The sequence below is a fragment of the Arthrobacter sp. Y3221048 genome (assembly GCF_059092685.1).
In genome coordinates this window covers 1-22,159 of the sequence record NZ_JBNHHX010000004.1, presented here as the reverse complement: position 1 = coordinate 22,159, position 22,159 = coordinate 1, and the positions used below count along the sequence as shown (strand labels likewise).

Genomic DNA, 22,159 nt, shown 5'->3' with positions numbered 1-22,159 from the left:
CCATGAGTGATGAATTCGGCGTCGAGAGCGTCTACGCGGAACTGCTGGGCCGCGCCCCGGAAAACAAGATGGAACCACGCATGGAACCGCTGTTCCGGGCGATGGACATCCTGGGCGAACCCAACAAGGCCTTCGCCAGCATCCACCTGACCGGCACGAACGGCAAGACATCCACGGCCCGGATCATCGAGGCCGGGCTGCGGGCGCACGGACTGCGGACCGGACGCTACACCAGCCCGCACCTGTCCAAGGTGACCGAACGGATCAGCATCGACGGCGAGCCCGTCGCGGACGAGACGTTCGTGCGGGTCTGGGACGAAATCCGGCCGTACCTGGAAATCGTCGACCAGGAACTGAACGCAGAGGGCGCGCCGCGGCTGACCTACTTCGAGTGCGTGACCATCCTGGCCATCGCCATCTTCGCCGACGAGCCGGTGGAGGTGGCAGTGATCGAGGTCGGCCTGGGCGGCATCACCGACGCCACGAACGTGGTGGACGGCCAGGTCTCGGTGATCACCCCGATCTCGCTGGACCACACCGACCTGCTCGGCGAAACCACCGAGGATATTGCCCGGGAAAAGGCCGGCATCATCAAGCGCGGCGGATACCTGGTCAGCGCGGCCCAGCCACTGGACGCCGCCCAGGTGCTGCTGGAGCAGGCGCGGGACCTTCAGGTGCCCTTCCGCTTCGAAGGCGTCGAGTTCGGCGTCGAGTCCCGCAAGGTAGCCGTCGGCGGCCAGCAGCTGACGATCAACGGGTTGGCAGGCCGCTACCAGGACCTGATGCTGCCCTTGCACGGCGCGCACCAGGCCCAGAACGCCGCGGTCGCCGTGGCCGCGCTGGAAGCGTTCCTCGGCGGCGGCGAAAAGGAACTCAACGTGGAAGTCCTGCGCGAGGCGTTCCTTGAGGTGACCTCGCCCGGCCGGCTGGAAGTGGTCCGCACCGCGCCGACCATCATCGTGGATGCCGCCCACAATCCCGACGGGATGAAGGCCAGCGCGCAGGCCATCCTGGAGGCGTTCCATTTCAGCAAGCTCATCCCGGTGGTGGGCGTGCTGCAGGAGAAGGACGCCGTCGGCCTGCTGGAACAGTTGCGCGAGCAGCTCAGCGACCTGACCGACGAAATCTGCGTCACCGAGTCCAACTCCCCGCGGGCCATTCCCGCCGAGCAGCTGGCCGAGGATGCCATTGCCGCAGGGTTCCACGAGAACGCAGTGCACATCGCGCCCCGGCTGGACGATGCCGTCGAATGGGCCGTCGGCCGGGCCGAAGCCGACAACGACCTCGCCGGCGGCGTGCTGATCACCGGGTCCATCACCCTGGTCGCCGACGCCCGCATCCTGCTAGGAAAGTAACAAGATCCATGGCCAAACTGACCAAAGCCCAGCGCGAGTGGCGTCCCGACATGCCGAAGAAACGGCGCTCAATCAAGACGATGTTCGCATCCACCGTGCTGTTGCTGGAAGCCTTTGTCGCCTTCTTCGCCACGCTGGTGGTGTTCGGGCTTTACCGGGACGACGTGCCTGCGGCGCTGATCCTCGGACTGGGGATCGGCCTGAGCGTCCTGCTGTTGCTCTGCTGTGCCCTGCTGCGCCGCCCGGCCGGCTACGCCATCGGCTGGGCGATGCAGGTGGTCCTGATCGCCACCGGCATCGTCGAACCCGTGATGTTCGTCGTCGGCGTGCTCTTCGCCCTGTCCTGGTGGTACGCCGTGCGCACGGGCGGCAGGCTGGACCGCGAGAACGCGCAGCGCGACGCCGAACAGGCGGAATGGGAACGCCGGCGTGGTTCGGAGGCCGGCAGCGCGGACGACGCCGGCACCGCTGACGACGCCGGGCACTGACGACGCGGGCACCGCGGACGACGCCGGGCGCTGACCTGCGCCGCGCGCGCGTCCCGTAGGATTGAACGGGGTTTTCGGAGCTAATCGTGAAGCGAATGAGGAGAAATTGTGAGCGTTGAACGCACACTGGTACTGGTCAAGCCCGACGGCGTATCCCGCGGTCTCACCGGCAGCATCCTGGCCCGCATCGAGGCCAAGGGCTACACGCTGGTCGAACTGAAGCTGGTCAACGCCACCCGCGAACTGCTGGAACAGCACTACGAAGAGCACGTCGGCAAGCCGTTCTACGAGCCGCTGGTCGAGTTCATGCTCTCCGGCCCGGTCGCCGCCGCCGTGTTCGAGGGGCACCGGGTGATCGAGGGCTTCCGGTCGCTGGCCGGCACCACCGACCCCACCACCGCCGCCCCCGGGACGATCCGCGGCGACTTCGGCCGCGACTGGGGCGTGAAGGTGCAGCAAAACCTCGTGCACGGTTCCGACTCGCCCGAGTCCGCCGCGCGCGAGATCGGCATCTGGTTCTCCTAGACGCTAAAAGCCGGCAGAGGCCGCGGCCCCGGACGGGGACGCGGCCTCTGGTATATCCGGGCTGACCCGGGAAGGCGATCCCGGGTCAGCCCAGGAAGCCAGCCGGGTCAGCCCAGGAAGGCGTCGATGAAGGCCAGAAAGATGGTCCCGGCGGTCACGATCCACAGCAGGGCCGTCAGAGTCCAGGCCCAGCTGCCGGCGAAGCGGACCACCGCCGGCGGCGCCTTGATCACGCCGTGCGCCAGGTTCCGCGCCGTGGTGTGCACCGTCAGCGGGATCATCGCGGCCCACACGCCCATGCAGTACAGGCACAGGATGTGGATGTCGTAGAGCGCCTGGCTCCACAGCCAGACGACGAAGATGAAGCCCAGCGTGACGCCGATCTGCAGGCCGATCCAGTACCACCGGCGGAACCGCGCCCCCGCAAGGATCGCCACCGCCGCCGTGATGGGAACGGCGAAGGCGACGATCCCGATCAGCGGGTTGGGAAAGCCAAAGAGCCCGGCCTGCCAGTGCAGGAACACCTTGCCGCAGGAAACCCACGGGTTGATGTCGCAGCTGGTCACGTGGCCCGGATTCTCGTAGGTGGCCAGCCGTTCCAGGACCAGGATGCCGGACATGATCCAGCCGAAAACGCCGGTGGCCAGCAGCAGCCAGGCGAAGGGTTTCTCCCGGGCGACGCCGGGGACCTCGCTGTCCGGCAGTTGGCCGGACGCGGTCGCGGCCGGGGAGGTGGAGGTCTGCGCGTGGGTCTGCACCGTTATCCTCGGGCTAGGGGACATGTGGCTCGATTCTACGCCGGAGCGAACGGCCATTACTCACCAAATCGCACCCGGTGTGAGAGAATGATCGTGGCTAATAGCAGCCCCACATGCTGCTGTTGGTCCAGCGACAGGCTTCCAGGTCCGTCGGCGATGCTTCCCGAACAAGCAGCCCATCAATCCGGATGGGCGCTGGGAATCCGCCGGACGGCCCTGCCGGTGAAGAGAAGGTTACGGCAGACGGAAAAGCGCCGCTGGTCCCCGGGTGTGCCGCGCCCCACGTGATGGCGCGAGCTCGGGTGATACCAAGACGACTTTCGGTGTCGGGCAGCCCAAGGCACCCGGATACCCGGCTACATGCCCCCGAGGGCACCGGGATGTGGCCGGTGCCGCAAGGGTTGGAGCACAACTTTAAATGGACAATGAACAGGTAATTCCCGCTACCTCCTCTCCGGTCGACGTGCCGGAGGTACCAGCCAAGAAACCGCCGCGGCCCCGCCGCAAGCCCACCGTGTCCGCACCGTCGCAGGACCAGCTGGACGTTGATGTGCCTGCAGCGGCGGCCACTGCCCCAAACAACGACGGCGATGCCTCCGCCGCTTCCCCATCGACCGCCGCGGCGCCCGACGCCGCGATAGCCGCCGGCGAGCAGCCCGCGGGGGAGCAGCCCGCTGGCCAGGATTCCGCCGGGCAGGACCCCGCAGGCGGCCAGCCGGCCGAGGCGGCTCCGGTGACAACCCGCGTCCGCCGGCCGCGCAAGACCGCGGCCCAGAAGGCCGCGGAAGCCGCGGCCGCCCAGGCCGCGCCGCCAGAAGATGCCGCCGCGGCGGAGCCGGGCAGTGTCCCGGCGGCAGCTGGTGCACCCGCCGCCGACCAGCCGGACGAAACGGCTCCCGTCAAGACCCGCACCCGCCGGCCGCGCAAGACCGCCACCGAAAAGGCCGCCGAGGCCGCAGCACCGGAAACCCTCCAGGACGGGGCCAGCGCACAGCCTGCCGCCGAACCGGTCGAAGCCGACGCCAGCCCGGAAGCCGACGGAGCGGCGGAGCCCGCCGAACAGCCGGCAGGCCGACGTCGCACCGCCTCCACCGGAACCCGCACCCGCCGCAGCAGCAAGGCCCAGGCCACCGCGGCAGCAGCCGCCGAACTCACCATCGCCGAGGGTGAAGCCCCGGCCACGGCGCCGGCCCCGGTGACGGCCGACGCAGGCGATGCAGCCGAAGCCATGGCCGGCAACACCGCCGGGACGGAAACGGCAGCCGGCAGTACGGCAGGGGAGCAGCCCGCGAAGGCGCCCCGCCGTCGTCGCTCCGCCACGGCCGCCGCCGCTGCCCCTGTTGCCGAGGAAACCCCCGCCACCGCGGAGACGGCCCCGGCCGCCGAACCGGAGCAGGCCGCCGCCACGGGAGACCCGGCCGAAGAATCCGCCGCAGAAGCGGTCGCCGGGACCGATCCGTTCACGATTCCGTCCTCGCCGGTGTCCCTGCTCTTCCACGCCCCGGACTTGTCCGCCGTCGCCGCCAAGCCGGAACCGGCCGCGGCCGACGACTCGGACGAGGACGACGAGGACGGCGGGCGCCGCCGCAGCCGGCGGAACCGCCGCGGCCGCACCCGCAACCGCTCCGAGGCCGAAACCGGCAGCGATGAGGCCGGCAGCACGGAAGAAAGCGACGAGACCGCAGAGGCCGCCGACGAGGGTGCCGCGGGGGAGAAGGACGGCGTGACCTCGCGCCGCCGCCGGCGTCGCCGCCGCGGCGATGCCGATCTTGAACTCACCGGCGGTGCCGACGACGACCCGCCCAACACGGTCACCCGGGTGCGGGCGCCGCGGCCCATCACCGAGACCGCCCCCAGCAACAAGGTGGCGTCGGTCAAGGGTTCCACCCGCTTGGAGGCCAAGAAGCAGCGCCGCCGCGAATCGCGCGAGACGGGCCGCCGCCGCCAGGTCATCACCGAGGCAGAGTTCCTGGCCCGTCGCGAATCCGTCGACCGCCAGATGGTGGTCCGCCAGCGCGACGACAGGATCCAGATCGGCGTGCTCGAAGACGGTGTGCTGGCCGAGCACTTCGTGTCCAAGACCCAGCAGGACTCGTTGATCGGCAACGTCTACGTGGGCAAGGTGCAGAACGTGCTGCCCAGCATGGAAGCGGCCTTCATCGACATCGGCCGCGGCCGCAACGCCGTGCTCTACGCCGGCGAGGTCAACTGGGACGCCGCCCACATGGACGGGCAGCCGCGCCGGATCGAGCTCGCGCTGAAGTCCGGCGACTCGGTCCTGGTGCAGGTCACCAAGGACCCGGTGGGCCACAAGGGTGCCCGCCTGACCAGCCAGATTTCGCTGCCGGGCCGCTTCCTGGTCTACGTACCCGGCGGTTCCATGACCGGCATTTCCCGGAAACTGCCCGACGTTGAACGCAACCGGTTGAAGAAGATCCTGAAGGAACATGTTCCCGACGGCGCCGGCGTGATCGTCCGCACCGCGGCCGAGGGCGCCAGCGAAGAAGAGCTGATGAACGACATCAACCGGCTGCGCGCGCAGTGGGAAGGCATCGAATCGCGTGCCGGTTCCACCAAGACGCTGGCACCGGAGATGCTCTACGCCGAGCCGGACCTGACCATCAAGGTGGTCCGCGACGTGTTCAACGAGGACTTCTCCAAGCTGGTGGTTTCCGGCGAAGAAGCCTGGGACACGATCGAGGCCTACGTGACCTATGTGGCCCCGGACCTGGTGGACCGGTTGGAGAAGTGGACGTCGGAGACGGACATTTTCGCCGCCCAGCGGATCGACGAGCAGATCCACAAGGCGTTGGACCGCAAGGTCTTCCTGCCCTCCGGCGGTTCCCTCGTGATCGACCGCACCGAGGCCATGACGGTGGTGGACGTCAACACCGGCAAGTTCACCGGCTCCGGCGGCAACCTGGAAGAAACCGTCACCAAGAACAACCTGGAAGCGGCCGAAGAAGTCGTCCGCCAGCTCCGGCTGCGCGACATCGGCGGCATCATCGTCATCGACTTCATCGACATGGTGCTGGAGTCCAACCGCGACCTGGTGCTGCGCCGGCTGGTGGAATGCCTGGGGCGCGACCGCACCAAGCACCAGGTGGCAGAGGTGACCTCGCTGGGCCTGGTCCAGATGACCCGCAAGCGCATGGGCACCGGGCTGCTGGAAGTCTTCGGCGAGCAGTGCGAGCATTGTGCCGGCCGCGGCGTGATTACCCACGACGAGCCGGTCGAACACCGCCGCCCCGCCGCGGCCACCGAGCACCACCAGGTCCGCATCGAAAAGCGCTCCGAACGGCAGTCGCGCAGCGAGAAGCGCCGCAGCCGCGGCCAGGGCGGGCAGGAGTCTGCCGCCGAGGCCCCGGCCGCCGTGGTCCAGGAAGACGACGCCGAGCGCCGGGCCAAGGCCGAGGCCGCCCGCGCCGCACTGGCCAACATCGCCGCCGCAGCCCACGCCGCCCACGAGGCGGAAGAGCACCCGGAGACGGCCAAGGCCAAACGGCACGACGGCGAAGAACCCGCCGCGGCAGCCGTTGCCGGCAAGCCTGAAGCGGCGGCGGCCGGTACGTCCGCCGGAGCGTCGGGCCAGCCTGCAGGCTCCGGACGCAAGCGCAGGTCGCGCCGCGCGGACGACCCCGGCGTCGCAACCGCCGTCCCCGCGGCATCGGCCGGCAAGGAACCCGAAGCCGCCGTGCTGGAGATCAACGGAGAAACGGTGGCCATCCCGCGCGCCGTGCACACCCCGGTGGCCGCGCCGGAAGAGCCGTCGCTGACCTTGGAGAGCCTCACCGAGGCTTTCAACAAGGTTGCCCCGGTGGAGAAGCCGGACCCCAAGGTCGCTCCGGCGGAGACACCGGAGCCAGCCGCGGTGGGGACGTCCGGGGCTGCCGAACCCCAGGCCCCGCAAAGCGATGCACGGCCCGCGAAGGCCGCCGAACCACAGGCCCCGCAAGGCGATGCCCGGCCGGTGAAGGCTGCCGCACCGCAGGCCCCGCCGGCGGCCGCCGTCCGCAAGCCGCGCCGCCGTCGTGCAGCCAGCAGCCCGCAGGGTGCTGCCGATGCTCCCGTCCAGACGGTGGATGCCGCCGTTTCTTCGGAGAGCGACGGCGGCCACCGCCACGCCGCCACCGCTCCGGCCGCGTCCGCGCTGGCCGAAGCGGCAGGGGACAAGAACGAAGCTGCGGCTCCGGTGGTGCTGGGTGTAGGAGTACCGGCCTCGGAGCTGTAGGCGCCGTCGCATGCCGGGCAGGCCGCGGACCGCATCGGTTCCGCGGCCTGCCTGTGCCCGGCCTGCCTCGTGCTCGGCTCGGGCTGTGCCGGGCTCCGAGGGGCTGCCTGTTCCCGCCTCCGGCTTGCTTGCACCCGGCTGCCGCGGGCAGGCCGGCAGGACACCGATCTTAGGTTTGTTTCCGCCGCGGAATCGGCGGACGCCGTGTCGCGACGGCGAAATGCGCGTTCCCGGGCTGCGCGGCCGGTAGTATTGTGTGGTGCGCCCGAGCGGATTGCAGTCCGCCCGCGCCAGGAGAAGATGACGCCAGAGCCCGTCCCGGCACCCCCGGAGCCCCCTGGTTTGCGGCTGATAGCCGCAATAGCGTAATCTAGATCTTCGGTGCGTACGCCTTCGAAGGGTTTCCACCCGCAGGCGCGGATGCACAGTGCTTTCCAGGCCGTCACGTCGTGCCTGCGTATTCGAGCAAAAACTGTAATAAACGTCTAGAGAAGTGAGTTCCCAAGTGGTGTACGCGATTGTCCGCGCCGGCGGCCGCCAAGAAAAGGTTTCCGTTGGAGACCTCGTGACCCTTGACCGCGTCCCCGGCGAGGCCGGTAGCACCATCGAGCTGCCTGCTCTGCTCCTGGTCGACGGCGACAAGGTCACCTCTGCTGCCGATGCTTTGGCCAACGTCAAGGTCACCGCCGAGATTGTCGAAAATCTCCGCGGCCCCAAGATCGTTATCCAGAAGTACAAGAACAAGACCGGCTACAAGAAGCGCCAGGGCTACCGTTCTGCACTGACCAAGGTCAAGGTCACCGACATCGCGTAAGCGGTTCGCTGACTTTTAGTAAACGTTCCTTCAGAAACAAAGGTAGGCAAATCAGATGGCACATAAGAAGGGTGCGAGCTCCACTCGCAATGGTCGCGATTCCAACGCACAGCGCCTTGGCGTGAAGCGCTTCGGTGGCCAGGTAGTTTCCGCCGGCGAGATCATCGTCCGCCAGCGCGGCACCCACTTCCACCCCGGCGCCAACGTCGGCCGTGGCGGCGACGACACGCTGTTCGCCCTCGAGGCCGGTGCCGTTGAGTTCGGCACCCGCCGCGGACGCCGCGTCGTCAACATCGTGGCTGCCGCTGGGGAGTAATCCAAGCAGCTAACAGCTTTCCAGTGAGGCGGGCCGTCGGTCCGCCTCACTGGTGTTTTAACCAGACTAGAATCACTGGTGGGCCGTTTCGGTTCGCGCCCACCGGCACAGAGGAGATCGATCACGTGGCAACATTCGTTGACCGGGTAGTCCTGCATGTATCCGGCGGATCCGGTGGCCACGGTTGCGTCTCCGTCAAGCGCGAAAAGTTCAAGCCGCTGGGCGGGCCCGACGGCGGCAACGGCGGCAACGGCGGCGACGTGATCCTCCGCGTGGACCCCCAGACCACCACGCTGCTGGACTACCACCACGCCCCGCACCGGCACGCCACCAACGGCGGCCCGGGAATGGGGGACTGGCGCGGCGGCAAGAACGGCGCCACGCTGGTGCTGCCCGTCCCCGACGGCACGGTGGTCAAGACCAAGAACGGTGATGTTCTCGCCGACCTCGTGGGCGAGGGCGCCGAGTTCGTGGCCGCGGCCGGCGGCCAGGGCGGGCTGGGCAACGCCGCGCTGGCGTCGGCCAAGCGCAAGGCACCCGGATTCGCCCTGCTCGGCATCCCGGGCGACGAACGGGACATCGTCCTGGAACTGAAGTCCATCGCCGATGTGGCGCTGGTCGGCTTCCCGTCCGCGGGCAAATCGAGCCTGATTGCGGCCATGTCCGCCGCCCGGCCGAAGATCGCCGAGTACCCGTTCACTACGCTGGTGCCGAACCTGGGCGTGGTCCAGGCCGGCGACATCCGTTTCACCATTGCCGACGTGCCGGGCCTGATCGAGGGAGCCAGCGAAGGCAAGGGCCTGGGCCACAACTTCCTGCGCCACGTGGAGCGCTGCGCCGCACTGGTCCATGTGTTGGACTGCGCGGCACTGGAGGCCGACCGTGACCCCCTCTCCGACCTCGAGATCATCGAGCGGGAGTTGGAACAGTACACGGTGGACATGAGCTACGCCGGCGCCGACGGCGACGTGGTCCCGCTGAACCAGCGCCCCAAGCTGGTGGCGCTGAACAAGGTGGACGTGCCCGACGGCCGCGATATGGCCGAATTCGTGCGCCCCGAGTTGGAAAAGCGCGGCTACACGGTGTTCGAGGTCTCAGCCGCCAGCCACGAGGGGCTGCGCCAGCTCGGCTTTGCCATGGCCGGGATCGTCGCCGCCGCCCGCGCCGAAGCGAAGGCCGCCCCGCCGAAGGTGGCCCCCGCCGTCCTGCGCCCGCGCTCCGTGAACGAGCGCGGCTTCACCATCCGGCGCGAGGAAAAGAACCTGGAACCGCTGTTCCGGGTGCTCGGGGACAAGCCGGAGCGCTGGGTCAAGCAGACCGACTTCAACAACGACGAGGCGGTGGGCTACCTCTCCGACCGGCTGGCCAAGCTGGGCGTCGAGGACCAGCTGTTCAAGTCCGGCGCCCGCCCGGGCGACACGGTGGTGATCGGCGAAGACGACGCCGTGGTCTTCGACTGGGAGCCCACCATGGCGGCCGGCGCCGAACTGCTGTCCTCCCCGCGCGGCACCGACCTGCGCCTGATGGAGTACATCCGGCCCACCCGCGAAGAGAAGCGCGAGCAGTACCAGGAGCGGAAGGAAGCCAGGGCTGCCACCCGCGCCGAACTCGAGGCCGAGCGCAAGTCCGGCATCTGGACAGCAGGGGAAGACAGTGACGACGACGATGCGCGCTGAGCCGGCTACGGCGGCTGACCGGACGCTGCTCGCCACGGCCGAGCGTCTGGTGGTCAAGGTCGGCTCTTCGTCGCTGACCTCGGTGGCCGGAGGCATCTCCGAAGAGACCCTGCTGTCCCTGGTAGAGGTGCTGGCCGCCCGCCGCAACGCAGGCACCGAAGTCATCCTGGTGTCCTCCGGAGCGATCTCCGCCGGATTGGCCCCGCTGGGATTGGCCCGCCGTCCGCGGGACCTGGCGACCCAGCAGGCAGCCGCCAGCGTGGGTCAGGGCCTGCTGATGGCCCGCTACACCCAAGCCTTCGGCGCCCGCGGCATTACCGTCAGCCAGGTGCTCCTGACCGCCGAGGACCTGATGCGGCGCCAGCACTACGCCAACGCCTACCGGGCGCTGCACCGGTTGCTGCACCTCGGCGTCGTCCCCGTGGTTAACGAGAACGACACCGTGGCCACCCACGAAATCCGCTTCGGCGACAACGACCGGCTGGCCGCCCTGGTGGCCCACCTTGTCAAGGCCGACGCGCTGGTGCTGCTCTCGGACGTAGACGCGCTCTACGACGGCCCGCCCAAGGACGGCGCGCGGCGGATCCCGCTGGTGGCCCGGCCGGAGGACCTGGACGGCGTGAACATTGGCCGCACCGGCGCCGCGGGCGTCGGCACCGGCGGCATGGTGACCAAGGTGGAGGCCGCCGGAATCGCCGCAGGGTCGGGCATTCCGGCCCTGGTCACGTCCACGCCGAACGCGGCGCGGGCGCTGGCCGGCGAGGACGTGGGCACCTGGTTCGCGGTCAGCGGCACCCGCCGGCCTCCCCGGCTGCTCTGGCTGGCGCACCTGGCCTCCGTGCAGGGCAGGCTGGTGCTGGACGACGGCGCCGTGCAGGCCGTGCGCGAAAAGCACCGGTCGCTGCTGCCGGCCGGCATCGTGTCGGTCAAGGGCGACTTCGAACCGGGGGATCCGGTGGAGCTGGCCGACGGTGACGGCCGCGTGGTCGCCCGGGGCCTGGTCAACTTCTCCTCCTACGAGCTCCCGCGCATGCTGGGCCGCTCCACCCGGGAGCTCGCCGCGTCGCTGGGCCGGCAGTACGAGCGCGAAGTCATCCACGTGGACGACCTCGTCCTGCTCTGAACCACCGCGTCAGCCGGCGGCCGTAGCGTAACGTGACCTCCGTCGTCGTCCTGTGCCGGGCCCACGGGCTAAAATCAAGGGTATGACCCAGACAGCCCCTTCCCAGTCCACGGCCGAAGAGCTCCCGGACGGCCGGAAACCGGACGCCACCGCCGCCGTCGAGGCCATCGCCGGACGGTCCCGGACCGCCGCGCGCCGGATGGCACGCGCCAACCGGGCCTGGAAGGACAAGGCGCTGCAGGAGATCGCCGACTCCCTGATCGCCAGGCGCGACCTGGTCCTGCAGGCCAACCGCCAGGACCTGGACGAGGGCAAGTCGAACGGCACCAGTGCCGCCCTGCTGGACCGGCTGACCCTGGACACCAAGCGCATCGACTCGCTGGCCGCTGCCCTGCAGAACCTGGCCGCGCTGCCGGACCCGGTGGGCACCGTCATGCGCGGGCAAACACTGCCGAACGGCCTGCGGCTGCGCCAGGTCCACGTCCCCATGGGCGTGGTCGCCGCCATTTACGAGGCGCGCCCGAACGTCACCGTCGACATTGCCGGCCTTGCGCTCAAGAGCGGCAACGCCGTGATCCTGCGCGGCGGCAGCGCGGCGCGGCACACCAACGTTGCCCTGCTGGGCATCATCCGCGACGCGCTGGACCGGGTGGGTCTGCCCTCCGACGCGGTGCAGAGCGTGGACGACTACGGCCGCGAGGGCGCCACCGCGCTGATGCAGGCGCGCGGCCTGGTGGACGTGCTGATTCCGCGCGGCGGCCGCGAGCTGATCCAGTCCGTGGTGAACAACGCGAAGGTTCCGGTGATCGAGACCGGCGAGGGCAACGTCCACATCTACCTGGACGAATCGGCCGGCTCGGAGATGGCCGTGGACATCCTGCTCAACGCCAAGACGCAGCGGCCGTCGGTCTGCAACACGGTCGAGACCCTGCTGGTGCATCGCGACGCGGCAGCCTCGGCGGACGTCCTCGCGGCACTTGCCGGTGCCGGCGTGCGGTTGCATGTGGACGAGCGGGTCGCCGGCATCCTGCCGTCCGGCGTCGAGGCCCAAGCCGCCACCGACGAGGACTGGGGCCGCGAGTACATGGACCTTGACCTGGCAGTGGCGATGGTGGATTCCATGGACGATGCGGTCAAACACATCCGCACCTGGACGACCGGCCATACCGAGGCCATCATCACCAACGATCTGCGCAACGCGGAGAAGTTCATCGCAGAAATCGATTCGGCGGCAGTGATCGTCAACGCCTCCACCCGGTTCACCGACGGCGGGGAACTGGGCCTGGGCGCGGAGGTCGGCATTTCCACCCAGAAGATGCACGCCCGCGGGCCGATGGGGCTGCGTGAACTGACCACCACCAAGTGGATCGTCCAGGGCGACGGCCAGGTCCGCGCCTAAGCAGGTGCCGGCCGGGCCGGTCCCGGCCGAATCACGGTTCCGCCGCCGGAACGCGTACCATGAGTAGGAAGCCATATCCCGTCCGCCTGCGTGCGGCCGGGCTGAAGAACCGCAAGGGAGAATCATGCTGTCTCAGGTCCTCGACGCCGCACTCGTGGCCAGCGAAGCCGCACACGTCGAATTACCGGTCCCCGCCTGGGTGGTCGGCGCGGGTTTCATGGCGGTCTTCCTGATCATGATGTTCGCCACGATCGCGTTCACCAGTGTCGGACAGCGCCACTCGGCGGTCGAGGAGCACGTGGACCCGCACCGGCAGCATCCGAACAAGCACGATCACGGCCAGGCCACGCGCCGCTAGCCGTTCGTGTCCGCGCTGCCCGTCAAAGCCCCGCACGCCGGAGACCTGCACCCCACTTACCCGGGGCGCAAGCTCCGGCTGGGCGTCATGGGCGGAACGTTTGACCCGATCCACCACGGGCACCTGGTGGCGGCCAGCGAGGTAGCCTCTGTCTTCGGCTTGGACGAGGTGGTCTTCGTGCCCACCGGCCAGCCCTGGCAGAAGAGCGGACGCGAGGTCAGTCCGGCCGAACACCGCTACCTGATGACCGTGATCGCAACGGCCTCGAATCCGCAGTTCACGGTCAGCCGGGTGGACATCGAACGGCCTGGGCTGACCTACACCATCGACACGCTGCGGGACTTGCGCGCGGCGCGTCCCGATGCGGAACTGTTCTTCATCACGGGAGCGGACGCACTGGCGCAGATCATGTCCTGGAAGGACATCGACGAGCTGTGGTCGCTGGCGCACTTCGTGGGCGTGACCCGGCCGGGCCACGAGCTGCACAACTTGGGCCGCAAGGATGTGAGCCTGCTGGAGGTTCCGGCGATGGCCATTTCCTCCACGGACTGCCGGGAGCGCGTGGCCGACAACCAGCCGGTCTGGTACCTGGTGCCGGACGGCGTAGTACAGTACATAGCCAAGTATGGTCTCTACCGGCGCGCGCCGGACGGCGCCGTCGCCCTGAGCCAACTGCAACCAAGCCAATGAAATCAGTCGTTTACTACTGGGTGATCAGCAAAGCATGAGCAATCAATCCCAGCCGCCGCCCAGCCGCCGGGACATCCGGCGGCAGCGCGACGGCGCCGGCACGGGTCCGGAGACTGCCTCCGGGAACGTCTCCCAGGCACCGGATGCCCAGGCCGCGGCCCCAGTCGATGGCGGGGGAGAAGTTGCCCAGGCGTCCGGCGAGAGCCGGACAGAATCCCGCGAACGCCAGGGCGAGCGGTCCTCACAGACCCGCGCCCGCGAGCGTGAAGCGCGCCGTGCACTCAAGACCCTGACCGCGGCGCTGCCCAAGATTCCGGCCCCCGAGCAGGAACAGGTGCCGACCCGGCGCCAGCTGCGCCAACAGCAGTTGGAGCGCGAGAACCGCGTCCCCGCGTCCGGCGCACCGGCCGAGGGCCGGCCCGGGAATTCGGGTGCCCCGGCTGCCCCCACAGACACGCGCTCCCGTTCGTTAGGTGAACCGGGCGCCCCGGCTGGTAAGGCGAACACCCGCGCCCGGACGTCGGACGCCACCGCAGACGCCCGGGCGTCGGACGCCCCCGCAGACGCCCGCGCCCGGACGTCGGACGCCCCGGCGGATGTCCCGTATGAACCGCAGCGTCCGCCGATCGAGGGCGGACGGCGGGCCCGGCGCGGCGGGGACACCGGCCGGCATCCGGTCCAGCCGCCGGCCGACGCGCAAGAGAAGCCGCTCTCGGCGGCCGGACGCGAGGCCGTCGACGCCGGCGAGATGACCGTTGAGCAGGCGCTGGCTGCCCGCGATCTGCTGATGGGCCAGGCCAAGAACATGGTGGCCATGATGGAGTCCCGGCAGGAGCAGGACCCCCACGACGTGGACCTGGAACTGCTGGCCCAGCAAAAAGCCCTCGCCGAGCGTGCCGCAGTACTGAACCGCCGGGCCGCGGACAAGAAGCGGCTAAGTGACGAAAACGAACAGCGCCGGCACACGGCCACGGACAGGCCGGCGGCGGACATTGCCTCCGCTCCGATGGAGTTCGTGGCCGTCCCGGGGACCGACCGGCACGTGCTCCGGCCGTCGTCGACGTCCTACGTTCCGGTGGTGACGACGCCGGCTCCGGCCGAGGCGCCGCCCGTCCGGCAGCCGGCTCCCGCACGTCGGCAGCCGGCACCCGAAACGGCCAAGCCGCAATCGCCGGCGGCAACGGAAGCTGTGCCGGCAGTGGCAGGGACACCTGCGGGACAGGACCGGAACCCCGCCCCGGGACCCGTGGACACGGCCGCTTCGGCACCGCCGCGGTCGCAGATTTTGGCCCAGGCCGAAGCACTGGCCGAAGGGCGCGCTGCCACGATCCATCCGCTCAAGGCCAGCAGTGCCTACGGACTGGATCCCCTCGACGCCCGGACGGCAGGGCTCGACCGGGTCCGCCGGATCAGGCTCGCGGTCGGTGGTGCACTGGTGCTGGGCGCCGCTGCGTTCGCAGCGGGAATTGCCATGATGCTCGGAGTCTTTGGCGGCTAAAGCCGCCGCTCAAACGCTGGTTCACATTCCAAGGAGACACATGACCGCACCCGAGAGCTCAATCGCCATTGCGCGCACTGCCGCGAAGGCAGCCAGCGACAAAATTGCCGAAGACATCGTCGCCATCGACGTCAGCGAGCGGCTGGCCATCACTGACGTGTTCCTCATCGCTTCGGCACCCACCGAGCGGCAGGTCAATGCCATCGTTGACGGCATCGAAGAGGAGCTGCACAAGCAGGACCTGCGCCCGATCCGCCGTGAAGGCCGGTCCGAAGGGCGCTGGGTACTGCTCGACTACGCAGGCGTCGTCATCCACGTCCAGCATCAGGAAGACCGCGTCTTCTACGCCCTGGAGCGCCTGTGGAAGGACTGCCCGTTCATCGATTTGCAGTTGGACGAGAAGCCCGCGTCGACGGGCACGGAGTAGACGCAGCGAGCGAGCCCTGCCGGGCCGGGACAAATCTGTCCGGCCGGTGGGCCCGCCCGGGGTCCATCCGCTGATTTGGAATCCGTGAGAGTCTCTGCATAGAATATTCAAGTTGCTTCGAAGGAAGCGACGCGGAATCCGCAAGGATAACGGGGCTGTGGCGCAGCTGGTAGCGCACCTGCATGGCATGCAGGGGGTCAGGGGTTCGAGTCCCCTCAGCTCCACTCTGTGAAGCACCATCGGTGATATTCACGCAGCGGAATATAATCGCCGGTTCGGCGAATCACTTCCATTCCAGGGGCTGTGGCGCAGCTGGTAGCGCACCTGCATGGCATGCAGGGGGTCAGGGGTTCGAGTCCCCTCAGCTCCACCCATCAACGAAGGTCCGGCACAAACAACCGTTTGCGCCGGACTTTTTCGTTTCCTGTGAAGCGGACGCTCCGAGGTCCCGCGAACCCACGGTTTTCGCCCCTCTCTTTATCCCGGAGCCCGCCGCTGCTAGCCGGCAGTCCTCGGCCAATCGCCTCAAGATTCAGCTGTGGGCGAACGGGGCTTGCCCCCCGACTCGTTCGAGAATGCCATGCTCCATGAGGCAGGCACGGGCGACTTTGGTCCGACGGCAGGCGCTCCCTCAGGTGCGCCTGGTCGTGATGCTCATGTCGCGCAGGATCACCGACAGCTGGTCCATGAACAGGCCCAGCTGGGCGTTCTGCCGGTCGTTGATCAGCAGCGCAAAGATGTTCCGTGCCAACCGGATTTCCGGAACGTCCAGCACTACGATGCCGTCCGCTCCGTTGTGCATGGCCAGTTCCGGCACCAGCGCAGCGCCCAGGCCCGCCGCGGCCATGGCCAGGCTGGCATTGAAGTCGTCGCAGTAGGCCACCACCCGGGGGTGGAGGTTGCAGCTGGCGAAGAGACGCTCGATCACGGTGGCGTCCGCCGTGCCTGGATGGTGCATAATCCAGGGCATCTCGGCCAACTGCGAGGCCGTCACCGAGGCCCCGGCGCGGATGCCCCATGACTCGGGCAGTACCACCCGGAAATTGTCGTCGCCGATCCATTGCCGGCTCACCGTGTTGGGCCAGGCCAGCCCGCCCTGGCCCACTTGGAACACGAGGGCGACGTCGAGGCCGCCGCCGGCCCGCAGCCCCTGGATCGTCTGTCCCGGCTCGGCGACGGATACCTTGAGGTTGATCCCCAGGCCCGGCCATCCGGGGGCCTGCAGCAACCGGGGGAGTACGTAGGTGGCCAGGCTGGGAAAGATTCCCAGCCTGACTTCCTGTGTGCTGGTGTCCTGGCTGCGGGCCGTGGCAGCCAGCAGTGCATCGATGTCCGTGAGGACCTTGGCCGCGTGACGGGACATCACCATCGCCGTTTCGGTCGGCTGCACGCTGCGCGCCGACCGCTCGAACAGCTTGGCGCCAGTCTCGCGTTCCAACGCGGACATCTGCTGGGAAACGGCCGAGGCCGTATAGCCCAGGTTGGCTGCCGCCGCGGCAAACGACCCCCGCCGGGTCACCTCAAGCAGTGTGCGCAGATGCACCGTGTTGACCATCAGCTCTCCTGTCGCTCGTTCCTTCCTGCGCTAAGCCTACCTTGGGCTCTGCTGGAACCGCGGGCCGTTTCGGGACGGGGCGACGCGGCCCCAGGGGTGCGGAGGGGCATCGCCGTGCGCGGGTCCGGAGCCGGGCGCAAGAAACACCTCAGACCCGGTTGTGCACTCCCGGACTGTGCTGTCCGGGAGGAATGTCGCGGCCCTCCGAAGCGTTGTGTTAATGGTGCCAAAAAGGACCGAGGGGGAGTGGTTCGAGCCCCGGGCATGCTGCGGAGACAGCCGCCTGATAAACGCCATCGGACTGCGGAGCGTGGAGCCGGCGAAAGCGGCGCGGCCGATTGTCCGAAGGGGCCGCTATAGTCCGGATCACTGGAGCGGCAGCAGGAGAGACGACCAAACCGGGGAACCACAACATCTAGTGGTCGTGGCACTACGAACGACACGCCGAGGAAACAGCGACACGAGACTTTCCGAAGTTGTGGGCAGTCCATCCACAGGCTGTGGACGGCGACCTGGAAAGGCCGGAATATCAACTGTTTAACCGCAGAAAATATCCCCATGGGCTGTGGACGAAGGCGGACCCGGAATGACATACTTGTAATACATCATCTTGGGGTTCCGAATGGCCGAGTCCACAAGATGTAGTATTGGAACCGCTGGCGGGCAGCGAGCGCGGGTTCTTCTCAGGGACAGCCGCACAGCCAGAAAACAGCAGAACGCCGTACCGAGAATTAGGGGAGAAGGACCATGACTGTAACGGTTTACACCAAGCCAGCATGCGTGCAGTGCAATGCCACGTACCGGGCTCTGGACAAGAAGGGCATCGCCTACCAGAGCGTTGACCTGTCCCAGGATCCGGAAGCGCTGGAGCGTGTCCGTTCCCTTGGTTACATGCAGGCGCCCGTCGTCGTCACCGAGCAGGACCACTGGTCCGGGTTCCGCCCGGACAAGATCGAGGAGCTGGCCCAGGCCGCTGCCTCAGTAGCCTGAGCGGACTCGTTCGGAACCAGCACCAAACGCCATGACCGAGCTGCTGATGAGTGAGGCCGCCAGGCGCGAGGCGGGTCCGGCAACCGGCGGGACCGCCGACACGGACCTGATCTATTTTTCCTCCGCCTCCGGCTACACCGACCGCTTCATGCAGAAGCTGGGGCTGCCGGCGGCACGGATCCCGCTGCGCACCCAGCAGGAGACGCTTCACGCGCTCCGGCCGTTCGTCCTGGTACTGCCGACGTACGGCGGGGAATCCGGCAGGAACTCGATTCCGCCACAGGTCATCAAATTCCTCAACCGCGAGGAGAACCGGCGCCTGCTCCGCGGAGTGATCGGTTCCGGAAACACGAACTTCGGCACAACGTACTGCCTGGCGGCGGAGAAAATCGCCGCCAAGTGCCAGGTGCCGCTTCTCTATCGATTCGAACTCATGGGCACGTCCGAGGACGTCGACCGGGTCAAGCAAGGATTGGAACACTTTTGGAAACGACAGTTGCACACGCGGCCATAGCCGACGCCAAGCCAGAACTGCCGGCGGCATTCAAGGGACTGGGCTACCACGAACTCAATGCCATGCTGAACCTTTACGGTCCGGACGGGAAGATCCAGTTCGAAGCCGACCGCGAAGCTGCGCGCCAGTACTTCCTGCAGCACGTTAACAACAACACGGTGTTCTTCCATGATCTGGAAGAAAAACTCGACTACCTGATCAAGAACGACTACTACGAGCGCGAGACGCTCGACCAGTACACGATGAACTTTGTCCGGTCGCTCTACGACCGGGCCTACAAGAAGAAGTTCCGTTTCGAGACCTTCCTGGGCGCGTTCAAGTTCTACACGTCCTACACGCTGAAGACGTTCGACGGCAAGCGTTTCCTGGAGCGCTACGAAGACCGCGTCTGCATGGTGGCGCTGCATTTGGCCAGGGGTGACGAGGAGCTGGCGAACCGGCTGGTGGACGAGATCATCGACGGTCGCTTCCAGCCGGCCACGCCCACGTTCCTGAACGCCGGGAAGAAGCAGCGCGGCGAGCTGGTCTCCTGCTTCCTGCTGCGCATCGAAGACAACATGGAGTCGATCGCCCGCGGCATCAACTCCGCCCTGCAGCTGTCCAAGCGCGGCGGCGGCGTGGCGCTGTCGCTGACCAACATCCGCGAGCACGGCGCGCCGATCAAGCAGATCGAGAACCAGTCCTCCGGCGTCATCCCGGTCATGAAGCTGCTCGAAGACAGCTTCTCCTACGCCAACCAGCTCGGCGCCCGCCAGGGCGCCGGCGCGGTGTACCTGCATGCGCACCACCCGGACATCTACCGCTTCCTGGACACCAAGCGCGAGAACGCCGACGAAAAGATCCGGATCAAAACGCTCTCGCTGGGCGTGGTCGTCCCGGACATCACGTTCGACCTGGCCAAGAAGAACGAGGACATGTACCTGTTCTCCCCGTACGACGTCGAACGCGTCTACGGGGTGCCGTTCTCGGACATCTCCGTCTCGGAGAAGTACTACGAGATGGTCGACGACAGCCGGATCAAGAAGACCAAGATCAGCGCCCGCGAGTTCTTCCAGACGCTGGCCGAGATCCAGTTCGAATCGGGCTACCCGTACATCATGTTCGAGGACACGGTGAACCGCGCCAACCCGATTCACGGCAAGATCATCATGTCCAACCTCTGCTCGGAGATCCTGCAGGTTTCCTCGCCGTCGCTGTACAACGAGGACCTCACCTACGCCGAGATCGGCAAGGACATTTCCTGCAACCTCGGCTCGATGAACATCGCCAAGACCATGGACTCGCCGGACTTCGGCACCTCCATCGAGACCGCCATCCGGGCGCTCACCGCGGTGTCGGACATGTCCTACATCAACTCGGTGCCCTCGATCGCCGAAGGCAACCTGCAGTCGCACGCCATCGGCCTGGGGCAGATGAACCTGCACGGCTACCTGGCCCGCGAGCGGGTGCATTACGGTTCCGAGGAAGGCCTGGACTTCACCAACATCTACTTCTACACGGTGCTGTTCCACGCGCTGCGTGCCTCGAACAAGCTCGCGATCGAACACCGCCAGACCTTCGGCGGCTTCGAGAAGTCCAAGTACGCCTCGGGCGAGTTCTTCGACAAGTACACCGAACAGGAATGGGTGCCGCAGACCGACCGGGTCAAGGAACTCTTTGCCCATGTGGAGATCCCCACCCAGGCGGACTGGCGGGAGCTGAAGGCCTCCGTCATGGAGCACGGGATCTACAACCAGAACCTGCAGGCCGTTCCGCCCACCGGTTCGATCTCCTACATCAACAACTCCACGTCCTCGATCCACCCGGTGGCATCCAAGATCGAGATCCGCAAGGAAGGCAAGCTGGGGCGCGTGTACTACCCGGCCCCGTACCTGACCAACGACAACCTGGAGTACTACCAGGACGCGTATGAAATCGGCTACGAGAAGATCATCGACACCTACGCCGCGGCCACTCAGCACGTGGACCAGGGCTTGTCGCTGACGCTGTTCTTCAAGGACACCGCCACCACCCGCGACATCAACAAGGCGCAGATCTACGCTTGGCGCAAGGGCATCAAGACCATCTACTACATCCGGCTTCGTCAGCTCGCGCTGGAGGGGACCGAGGTGGAGGGCTGCGTCAGCTGCATGCTTTAGCAGCCCACAGTAATTGAAAAGTACGACGGCGGGTGCCCGCCCGCCGTCGTACGGGCACCGACGGGGCGCCGGCAACCACCGGAACCGGCGGACCACTGCCGGCCGCAGCGACGGCCGGCATTCGGGCACCATGGAACAACACAGATTTGCGAAGAAGGGGAAGCGATGTCAGCCGAGAAGGTCAAGCTTCTGCACCACGTGGAAGCGATCAACTGGAACCGGATCCAGGACGAGAAGGACGTTGAGGTCTGGAACCGGCTCTGCAACAACTTCTGGCTGCCGGAAAAGGTGCCCCTGTCCAACGACGTGCAGTCATGGAACACGCTCACCGAAGACGAAAAGCTGCTCACCATGCGCGTCTTCACCGGCCTGACCCTGTTGGACACGCTCCAGGGCACCGTCGGGGCCGTATCGCTGATTCCGGACGCCCTGACGCCGCACGAGGAGGCCGTCTACACGAACATCGCCTTCATGGAGTCGGTGCACGCCAAGAGCTACTCCTCGATCTTCTCCACCCTCGCCTCCACCAAGGAGATCGACGAGGCCTTCCGCTGGTCCACCGAGAACGAGAACCTGCAGAAGAAGGCCCGCATCATCGAGGGCTACTACTACGGCGAGGACCCGCTCAAGCGGAAGGTTGCCTCCACGCTGCTGGAGTCCTTCCTCTTCTACTCGGGCTTCTACCTGCCCATGTACTGGTCTTCGCGGGCCAAACTGACCAACACCGCGGACCTGATCCGGCTGATCATCCGTGACGAGGCGGTGCACGGCTACTACATCGGCTACAAGTTCCAGAAGGGCATCGAAGGCGAGTCCGAAGCGCGCAAGCAGGAGCTGAAGGACTACACCTTCGAGCTGCTCTACGAGCTGTACGAGAACGAGGTGCAGTACACCCACGACCTCTACGACGCTGTTGGCCTGGCCGAGGACGTCAAAAAGTTCCTCAACTACAACGCCAACAAGGCGCTGATGAACCTGGGCTACGAGGCCATGTTCCCGTCCACCGTCACTGACGTGAGCCCGGCCATCCTCTCCGCCCTGAGCCCCAACGCGGACGAGAATCACGACTTCTTCTCCGGCTCCGGCTCCTCCTACGTGATCGGCAAGGCCGTCAACACCGAAGACGAGGACTGGGACTTCTAGTTCTGCAGCCGCCAAATATCGTCGTAGAGCGGATCCCCGATCCGGTCGAGGGCCCTTTCGCCACCGCAGGACAAGAACCGGCAATCTCTATAGCCTAGGGATGTGGAGGGCGTATGACAGTTCGCAGCGCAGGCATCCTGCTGTACCGGCGGAGCCTGGAA

The 22,159-nt window shown here is 67.3% G+C and carries 18 protein-coding genes, 2 tRNA genes and 1 pseudogene; 19 read left to right on the top strand and 2 right to left on the bottom strand.

The annotated features are described in order from the left end of the window. Positions 1-2: 2 nt before the first annotated feature. The 3 genes from AC5RVS_RS12685 (at position 3) to ndk (ending at position 2,368) form a co-directional block, all read left to right on the top strand. Positions 3-1,355, top strand: coding sequence for a bifunctional folylpolyglutamate synthase/dihydrofolate synthase (locus tag AC5RVS_RS12685; RefSeq protein WP_494108408.1), 1,353 nt, complete (start codon positions 3-5; stop codon positions 1,353-1,355). 8 nt (positions 1,356-1,363) lie between these two features. Further along, on the top strand, positions 1,364-1,843 hold the full coding sequence (locus AC5RVS_RS12680; RefSeq protein WP_494108407.1) for a DUF4233 domain-containing protein: 480 nt from the start codon (positions 1,364-1,366) through the stop codon (positions 1,841-1,843). Positions 1,844-1,951: 108 nt separating this feature from the next. Continuing rightward, the gene (gene ndk / locus AC5RVS_RS12675; protein WP_493977451.1) at positions 1,952-2,368 is read left to right on the top strand and encodes a nucleoside-diphosphate kinase; all 417 of its coding nucleotides are present in this window, start codon (positions 1,952-1,954) and stop codon (positions 2,366-2,368) included. 107 nt (positions 2,369-2,475) lie between these two features. Here the strand turns inward: ndk and AC5RVS_RS12670 are convergent, their stop codons facing one another. Further along, complete coding sequence (locus AC5RVS_RS12670) at positions 2,476-3,150, bottom strand: vitamin K epoxide reductase family protein (protein WP_494108406.1); 675 nt, start codon at positions 3,148-3,150, stop codon at positions 2,476-2,478. A gap of 394 nt (positions 3,151-3,544) precedes the next feature. Here AC5RVS_RS12670 and AC5RVS_RS12665 point away from each other — a divergent pair, with 394 nt between their 5' ends. From AC5RVS_RS12665 to AC5RVS_RS12610, 12 genes and pseudogenes are all read left to right on the top strand, one after another. After that, the gene (locus AC5RVS_RS12665) at positions 3,545-7,357 is read left to right on the top strand and encodes an Rne/Rng family ribonuclease (protein WP_494108405.1); all 3,813 of its coding nucleotides are present in this window, start codon (positions 3,545-3,547) and stop codon (positions 7,355-7,357) included. A 505-nt stretch (positions 7,358-7,862) separates the two neighbouring features. Further along, positions 7,863-8,171, top strand: a complete 309-nt coding sequence (rplU, locus tag AC5RVS_RS12660; RefSeq protein ID WP_493977453.1) for a 50S ribosomal protein L21 — start codon at positions 7,863-7,865, stop codon at positions 8,169-8,171. Positions 8,172-8,226: 55 nt separating this feature from the next. Further along, positions 8,227-8,487, top strand: coding sequence for a 50S ribosomal protein L27 (gene rpmA, locus AC5RVS_RS12655; protein WP_493967755.1), 261 nt, complete (start codon positions 8,227-8,229; stop codon positions 8,485-8,487). A gap of 125 nt (positions 8,488-8,612) precedes the next feature. Then, positions 8,613-10,127, top strand: a pseudogene (gene obgE / locus AC5RVS_RS12650) (GTPase ObgE); the annotation flags it as partial. Positions 10,128-10,152: 25 nt separating this feature from the next. Next, entirely contained in the window at positions 10,153-11,286 is a 1,134-nt protein-coding gene (gene proB, locus AC5RVS_RS12645) for a glutamate 5-kinase (RefSeq protein WP_493987526.1), read from the top strand. An 82-nt stretch (positions 11,287-11,368) separates the two neighbouring features. Next, a complete protein-coding gene (locus AC5RVS_RS12640) occupies positions 11,369-12,685 on the top strand; it encodes a glutamate-5-semialdehyde dehydrogenase (protein ID WP_494108404.1) in 1,317 nt (438 codons plus the stop codon). A gap of 124 nt (positions 12,686-12,809) precedes the next feature. Then, entirely contained in the window at positions 12,810-13,043 is a 234-nt protein-coding gene (locus AC5RVS_RS12635) for a hypothetical protein (protein ID WP_493987050.1), read from the top strand. A gap of 45 nt (positions 13,044-13,088) precedes the next feature. Beyond that, a complete protein-coding gene (gene nadD / locus AC5RVS_RS12630) occupies positions 13,089-13,733 on the top strand; it encodes a nicotinate-nucleotide adenylyltransferase (protein ID WP_494108681.1) in 645 nt (214 codons plus the stop codon). Positions 13,734-13,767: 34 nt separating this feature from the next. Continuing rightward, entirely contained in the window at positions 13,768-15,231 is a 1,464-nt protein-coding gene (locus tag AC5RVS_RS12625) for a hypothetical protein (protein WP_494108403.1), read from the top strand. A gap of 40 nt (positions 15,232-15,271) precedes the next feature. After that, positions 15,272-15,658 carry a ribosome silencing factor gene (rsfS, locus tag AC5RVS_RS12620; protein ID WP_493987052.1) on the top strand — a complete coding sequence of 129 codons (387 nt, stop codon included), beginning with the start codon at positions 15,272-15,274 and terminating at the stop codon, positions 15,656-15,658. Positions 15,659-15,809: 151 nt separating this feature from the next. Continuing rightward, positions 15,810-15,882, top strand: a tRNA-Ala gene (locus tag AC5RVS_RS12615). A 73-nt stretch (positions 15,883-15,955) separates the two neighbouring features. Continuing rightward, positions 15,956-16,028: transfer RNA gene (locus AC5RVS_RS12610), tRNA-Ala, on the top strand. Between the two features lie 261 nt (positions 16,029-16,289). On the opposite strand, the gene AC5RVS_RS12605 is transcribed toward AC5RVS_RS12610, so the two are convergent. After that, entirely contained in the window at positions 16,290-17,213 is a 924-nt protein-coding gene (locus AC5RVS_RS12605) for a LysR family transcriptional regulator (RefSeq protein WP_493987053.1), read from the bottom strand. Between the two features lie 747 nt (positions 17,214-17,960). On the opposite strand from AC5RVS_RS12605, the gene nrdH reads away from it, so the two are divergent. From nrdH to nrdF, 4 genes are all read left to right on the top strand, one after another. Beyond that, complete coding sequence (gene nrdH, locus AC5RVS_RS12600; protein ID WP_127513743.1) at positions 17,961-18,203, top strand: glutaredoxin-like protein NrdH; 243 nt, start codon at positions 17,961-17,963, stop codon at positions 18,201-18,203. A gap of 31 nt (positions 18,204-18,234) precedes the next feature. Next, the gene (gene nrdI, locus AC5RVS_RS12595; protein WP_493987054.1) at positions 18,235-18,717 is read left to right on the top strand and encodes a class Ib ribonucleoside-diphosphate reductase assembly flavoprotein NrdI; all 483 of its coding nucleotides are present in this window, start codon (positions 18,235-18,237) and stop codon (positions 18,715-18,717) included. Positions 18,718-18,734: 17 nt separating this feature from the next. Continuing rightward, positions 18,735-20,855 carry a class 1b ribonucleoside-diphosphate reductase subunit alpha gene (nrdE, locus tag AC5RVS_RS12590; protein WP_493977561.1) on the top strand — a complete coding sequence of 707 codons (2,121 nt, stop codon included), beginning with the start codon at positions 18,735-18,737 and terminating at the stop codon, positions 20,853-20,855. A gap of 165 nt (positions 20,856-21,020) precedes the next feature. Then, positions 21,021-21,998, top strand: a complete 978-nt coding sequence (gene nrdF, locus AC5RVS_RS12585; protein WP_493987055.1) for a class 1b ribonucleoside-diphosphate reductase subunit beta — start codon at positions 21,021-21,023, stop codon at positions 21,996-21,998. The last annotated feature ends 161 nt before the right edge of the window (positions 21,999-22,159 follow it).

Bases quoted from the DNA above. Each gene is read 5' to 3' on its own strand.
- AC5RVS_RS12685 (WP_494108408.1), top strand. From the start codon at position 3: ATGAGTGATGAATTCGGCGTCGAGAGCGTCTACGCGGAACTGCTGGGC.
- nrdF (WP_493987055.1), top strand. From the start codon at position 21,021: ATGTCAGCCGAGAAGGTCAAGCTTCTGCACCACGTGGAAGCGATCAAC.
- AC5RVS_RS12680 (WP_494108407.1), top strand. From the start codon at position 1,364: ATGGCCAAACTGACCAAAGCCCAGCGCGAGTGGCGTCCCGACATGCCG.
- AC5RVS_RS12635 (WP_493987050.1), top strand. From the start codon at position 12,810: ATGCTGTCTCAGGTCCTCGACGCCGCACTCGTGGCCAGCGAAGCCGCA.
- nrdH (WP_127513743.1), top strand. From the start codon at position 17,961: ATGACTGTAACGGTTTACACCAAGCCAGCATGCGTGCAGTGCAATGCC.
- AC5RVS_RS12670 (WP_494108406.1), bottom strand. From the start codon at position 3,150: ATGTCCCCTAGCCCGAGGATAACGGTGCAGACCCACGCGCAGACCTCC.
- AC5RVS_RS12625 (WP_494108403.1), top strand. From the start codon at position 13,768: ATGAGCAATCAATCCCAGCCGCCGCCCAGCCGCCGGGACATCCGGCGG.
- AC5RVS_RS12605 (WP_493987053.1), bottom strand. From the start codon at position 17,213: ATGGTCAACACGGTGCATCTGCGCACACTGCTTGAGGTGACCCGGCGG.
- nrdI (WP_493987054.1), top strand. From the start codon at position 18,235: ATGACCGAGCTGCTGATGAGTGAGGCCGCCAGGCGCGAGGCGGGTCCG.
- AC5RVS_RS12640 (WP_494108404.1), top strand. From the start codon at position 11,369: ATGACCCAGACAGCCCCTTCCCAGTCCACGGCCGAAGAGCTCCCGGAC.
- rsfS (WP_493987052.1), top strand. From the start codon at position 15,272: ATGACCGCACCCGAGAGCTCAATCGCCATTGCGCGCACTGCCGCGAAG.
- rpmA (WP_493967755.1), top strand. From the start codon at position 8,227: ATGGCACATAAGAAGGGTGCGAGCTCCACTCGCAATGGTCGCGATTCC.
- AC5RVS_RS12665 (WP_494108405.1), top strand. From the start codon at position 3,545: ATGGACAATGAACAGGTAATTCCCGCTACCTCCTCTCCGGTCGACGTG.
- proB (WP_493987526.1), top strand. From the start codon at position 10,153: ATGCGCGCTGAGCCGGCTACGGCGGCTGACCGGACGCTGCTCGCCACG.